General features: G+C 67.4%; 5 protein-coding genes. 4 read left to right on the forward strand and 1 reads right to left on the reverse strand.

Translation table 11 applies throughout. From position 1 onward, the window contains the following. Positions 1-472, forward strand: a 472-nt coding sequence (locus Q8P46_07055; protein MDP2619923.1) for a hypothetical protein, incomplete at its 5' end; no start/stop codon positions are given. 1 nt (position 473) lies between these two features. On the opposite strand, the gene Q8P46_07060 is transcribed toward Q8P46_07055, so the two are convergent. Next, complete coding sequence (locus Q8P46_07060; GenBank protein ID MDP2619924.1) at positions 474-1664, reverse strand: aminotransferase class I/II-fold pyridoxal phosphate-dependent enzyme; 1191 nt, start codon at positions 1662-1664, stop codon at positions 474-476. Positions 1665-1790: 126 nt separating this feature from the next. Here Q8P46_07060 and Q8P46_07065 point away from each other — a divergent pair, with 126 nt between their 5' ends. The 3 genes from Q8P46_07065 to aroQ all read left to right on the forward strand — a co-directional run bounded on the left by Q8P46_07065 (position 1791) and on the right by aroQ (position 4652). Next, the gene (locus Q8P46_07065; protein ID MDP2619925.1) at positions 1791-3206 is read left to right on the forward strand and encodes a M48 family metalloprotease; all 1416 of its coding nucleotides are present in this window, start codon (positions 1791-1793) and stop codon (positions 3204-3206) included. A gap of 112 nt (positions 3207-3318) precedes the next feature. Beyond that, positions 3319-4104: a DsbA family protein gene (locus tag Q8P46_07070; GenBank protein MDP2619926.1), complete on the forward strand. Its 786-nt coding sequence runs from the start codon at positions 3319-3321 to the stop codon at positions 4102-4104. Between the two features lie 68 nt (positions 4105-4172). Then, on the forward strand, positions 4173-4652 hold the full coding sequence (aroQ, locus tag Q8P46_07075; GenBank protein ID MDP2619927.1) for a type II 3-dehydroquinate dehydratase: 480 nt from the start codon (positions 4173-4175) through the stop codon (positions 4650-4652). Positions 4653-4858: the final 206 nt, after the last annotated feature.

Consider the following 4858-nt stretch of genomic DNA (forward strand, 5'->3'; position numbering starts at 1 on the left):
CGCCGGCAGGTCGGAATGGGAAGCTGCTGGCGAGAGCCACCCGGCAGAAACCGGCGACAGCGCGACGGCGACGGCGGAGATGGCCGCGGAAGCCCTAGCCCCGGCCGAGGCGCCGGCGCAAGACGAGGCTCCGAAAGAGGACGGCGCGAAGGCGCAAGCGAAGCCAGAGGCCGAACCAGAGCCAAAATCCGAGACCAAACCCAAGCGGTCGCGGCGCAAGCGCAAGACGGCAAAGCCGGAACCGGTTGCTGCCGATGCGGCGCCGGAGGCGGCCGCCGTGGCAAGCACGCCGGAACCGCCCGGCCTGGATGGCTTTGACCGCATCGCGGATGAGGCTCCCTCGCCTCCGGCCGCGGCCGCGGAAACGCTTGCCCGGGTCCCGCAGCCGGCGCTGCAGCCTGAGCCGGCCGCTCCGCCGCGCCAGGGCTGGTGGCGCAAGCGCGTCGCCGGCTCCGAAGAGTCGCAGGGCTAGGTCAAGCGCGGAGGCCGAACCGCTGGAGCCATTCGCCGATGCGCCTTACCGCCTCTTCGATATCCTCCGGCGGGCCGGCGAAGGAGAGCCGCACGTAGCGGTTGCCGTTCTCGGGATCGAAGTCGAGCCCCGGCGTCACCGCGACGCCGGTCTCGCGCAGAAGCCGTTTGGCGAAGTCCATGGAATCGTTGGTGTGGCGGCTGACGTCGACATAGGCGTAGAAGGCGCCGTCCATGGGCAGGAAGTCGCCGAGCCCGACTTCGGGCAGCGCGCGCAGCAGGAAATCGCGGTTTTTCGCGTAAGCCGCGCGGTTCGCCTCCAATTCCTCGGTGGCCTCGAAGGCGGCGACGGCGGCAAGCTGCGATAGGGCCGGCACGGAGATGAAAAGGTTCTGCGCCAACCGCTCGACAGGCCGCACCAGCCGCTCGGGAAGCACCATCCAGCCGACTCGCCAGCCGGTCATCGAATAATATTTCGAAAACGAGTTGATGACGATGACGTCGTCGGAAAATCTCAGCGCCGTCTCGGCCGGCCGATCGTACGTCAGGCCGTGATAGATCTCGTCGGAAATGAACCAGATGCCCTCCCCGGCGCACAGCTCGACCACCTCTTCGAGCACCGCGGTGGTGAGCATGGTGCCGGTCGGATTGGCGGGGCTCGCCACCAGGAGGCCGTCGATCGGCCCCTTTTTCTGCTGTGCGTGGATCATCGCCGGCGTCGGCGCCCAACGTGTCGCCTCGCCGACCCGGAGCGGCACGGTTTCGAGTCCGAGCGTGGTCAGGATATTGCGGTAGGCCGGATAGCCCGGCGTCGGCATCGCCACCCGCGCCCCTACGTCGAAACCGGCGAGAAACGACAGGATGAAGCCGCCCGACGAGCCGGTGGTCACGGCAATGCGCTCGCTCGGCACGTCGAGCCCATAGGTCTCCGCATAGTGGCGCGAGATGCGTGCCCGCAAAAGCGGGATTCCCAACGCATCGGTATAGCCGAGCCGTTCCACGTCGAGCGCCCGGCGCGCCCGCTCGCGCACCATCCTTGGCGCCGGCGTGCCCGGCTGGCCGACCTCCAGATGCAGGATCCGCCTTCCTTCCGCCTCCAGCCGGTTGGCCTCGCCAAGCACGTCCATGGCGATGAAGGAGGCAACCTCGCTGCGCCGCGACGGCTTCAGGCGCTGCCCGGTCGGCCTGTTCATGGCGATGGGTCCCCTTTCGTCGCCTTGCTGCTGCCGCATTCGCGCGGCAGCGTGCGCCGCCACATTGACCGGGTCCGGGCGAGGCCCTAAGTTTCCGCCGACCCGGGCAGTGAAGGCTCAACTAGCATGAATTTGCAGACCTTGACACCGGCCCCCGCGGGCCATGGAGCGCGGCCATGGCGCGGCGCCAATAACCTTGCCGGGCTTGGGCGCGGTCTTGCCCGGCTGGCGCTCGCCGGGGTCATCGGCGTGCAGGCGGCCGTCGCGGCGGCGCAGGACGGCAAGCCGCTACCGCTGATCCGCGACGCGGAGACCGAGACCCTGATCCGCGAGTATGCGACGCCGATCTTCAGGGCCGCCGGCGTCACCTCCTCGTCAGTGCACATCTACCTCATCAACGACCCCGTTTTTAATGCCTTCGTCGCCGACGGCCAGCGCATGTTCATCAACACCGGCACGCTGATGCAGACCGATACGCCGAACGAGCTGATCGGCGTCATCGCCCACGAGACCGGGCACATCGCCGGCGGCCACCTGGCGCGGCTGCAGGAGGAGGTCTCGCGCCTGCAGACCGCATCGATCATCGCCCTGCTGGCCGGGATCGGTGCTTTCGCCGCGGGGGGCGGCCAAGCCGGCCAAGCGGTCATGATGGGCGGACAGAATGCGATTCTGCACCAGTTGCTGGCCGCGCGGCGCGTCGACGAATCGGCTGCCGACCGGGCGGCGGTGCGCTTTCTTGCCGCCACCGGCCAGTCGGTGCAGGGCATGGTGCAGACCTTCCGCCGCTTCGCCGAGCAGGCGCTGCTCACCGCCCGATTCGCCGATCCCTATCTGCAGAGCCACCCGATGCCGCGCGAGCGGCTTTCCGCACTCGAGGACGCCGCCCGCAGGGACCCCTATGCGAACCGCAAGGATCCGCAGCAATTGCAGCTTCGCCACGATCTCGTGCGCGCCAAGCTGTCGGCCTATCTGGAGCGGCCGGACACGGTGACGCGGCGCTATCCGGGAGGCGACAACAGTCTGCCGGCCCGCTATGCCCGCGCCATCCAGCGCTATCTCGGCGCCGACCTGCGCGGCGCGGTCGCCGAGATGGACGGGCTGATCGCGGCAATGCCGGATTATCCCTATTTCTGGGAACTGAAGGGGCAGGCGCTGCTCGAGACGGGGCAGCCCCGCGAGGCGGTCGCACCGCTCAAGAAGGCGGTCTCGCTGGCGCCGTCGGCGGGGCTGATCCGCATGCTCTACGGCCAAGCGCTACTCGCCACCGGCGACCGCGCCAATCTCGATACCGCGATCGGCGAATTGAAGCAGGCCACCGACCGCGAGCCCGAGGCCATCGGCGGCCTGCGCCAGCTCGCCATCGCCTATGGCCAGAAGGGTGACATCGTCCGCGCCGACATGGTCTCGGCGCGCGCCAATTTCGTTGCCGGCGACTTCGAGTTGGCCAAGAAGTTCGCCGCCCGCGTCCAGCACCGCGCGCCCATGGGCAGCCCCCTGTGGCTGCAAGCCGACGACATCATCAGCTTCAAGCCGCCCCAATGATCACGTGATTTTGTCGAGACAATGCGCGGTAATTCATTTCTCGTGCGCGGTAATTCATCCATAATGATAATGAGTTAGAATTTATCTGTCGCTGAGAAACAGGAACCGCCCCATGACGATTTCCAAAAACGTCGCCGCCGCACTGATCCTCGGCTGCCTCCTCGTCGGGCTCCTTGCCGGCGCGCTTGGCGCCGGGCTTGCGCTGCGGTTCGCCGGCGGCCTCGACATGGCCGACCGCGAGGCGCTCGTCCGCGACGCCTTGATGGCCAACCCGGAAATCGTCCGCGATGCCTTCATCGCCCTGCAGGACCGCGAGGAATCCGCCCAGGCCGAACGGCAAAAGCAGGCGCTCGCCGAATCCGCCGACGAGGTGTTCCGCTCGCCGGCCGACTTCGTCGCCGGAAATCCGGACGGCGACGTCACCGTGGTCGAGTTCTTCGACTATAATTGCGGCTACTGCCGCCGCGCGCTTGCCGACATGAACAGCCTCATCGAGTCCGATTCGCAGTTGCGCTTCGTACTCAAGGAATTCCCGATTTTGAGCCCCGGCTCGGTCGAGGCGGCGAAGGTTTCGCTCGCCGTGCTGAAAGAGGCGCGCGACAAGTATCTCGAATTCCACCGCACGCTGCTCTCAAGCCGCGGTCAGGTCGACGGCGAGCGCGCCCTGCAGGTCGCGGCCGATCTCGGCCTTGACGTGGAGAAGCTGAAAGCGGGTGCAGCCCTCCCCGAGGTCAATCGGATGCTCGGGGACGCGCAGCAGCTCGCCGCCCGGCTCGGCGTCAACGGCACCCCCGGTTATGTCGTCGGCGAGGAAGTGATTCCCGGCGCCATCGGCTTTCAAGGTTTGGCCGAAAAGGTGGCCGCGGTCCGCGCCAAGGCGAGCCAAGCCAGCAATTAGGCTTTCCTGCGCTTGCCAGTTGCGGCACGGCCCGATATGACGGCCGCCACCAGAGCAAGGCAAGCCACATGGACAAGCCGGTCTTCGTCCTCAACGGACCCAATCTCAACCTGCTCGGCCAGCGCGAGACCGCCGTCTACGGCAAGACCACCCTTGCCGACATCGAGCGGCTGACCCGCGCCAAGGCCGCCGCGCTCGGCCTGTCGGCGGAGTTCCGGCAGACCAACCACGAGGGCGAGCTCGTCGAGTGGATCCACGAGGCGGGCCGTGCCGCCTGCGGCATCGTGCTCAACGCCGGCGCCTACACCCACACCTCGGTTGCGGTGCACGACGCGCTGAAGGCGGTGAACACGCCGGTCATCGAGGTGCATCTGTCGAACATCTTCGCCCGCGAGCCGTTTCGTCACCACTCCTATGTCTCTCCCCTGGCACGGGGAATCATTTGCGGTTTCGGTCCAAAGGGGTATGAATTGGCGCTCGAAGCCCTTCACGCGATCGTCACGCAATCGGTGAAGCCCGGACACCAAGAAGAGCCCTCCTCGGCCTAGAGCGAGTTAGTATGAGATTGAACCATTCTGACGGCGCGCCCGTTCGATGACCAAACCCTCCCACTCGATCGACAAGGGCCTGATCCGCGAGCTTTCCGCGCTGTTGACCGAGACGGGACTTTCCGAGATCGAGATCGAGCATGAGGGCCTGCGCGTCCGCGTCGCCCGCGCCCCGGCCGCCGGCGCGCCGGCGCCCGCCAAGCCCG

The sequence above is a fragment of the Hyphomicrobiales bacterium genome (assembly GCA_030688605.1).
GTDB lineage: Bacteria > Pseudomonadota > Alphaproteobacteria > Rhizobiales > NORP267 > JAUYJB01.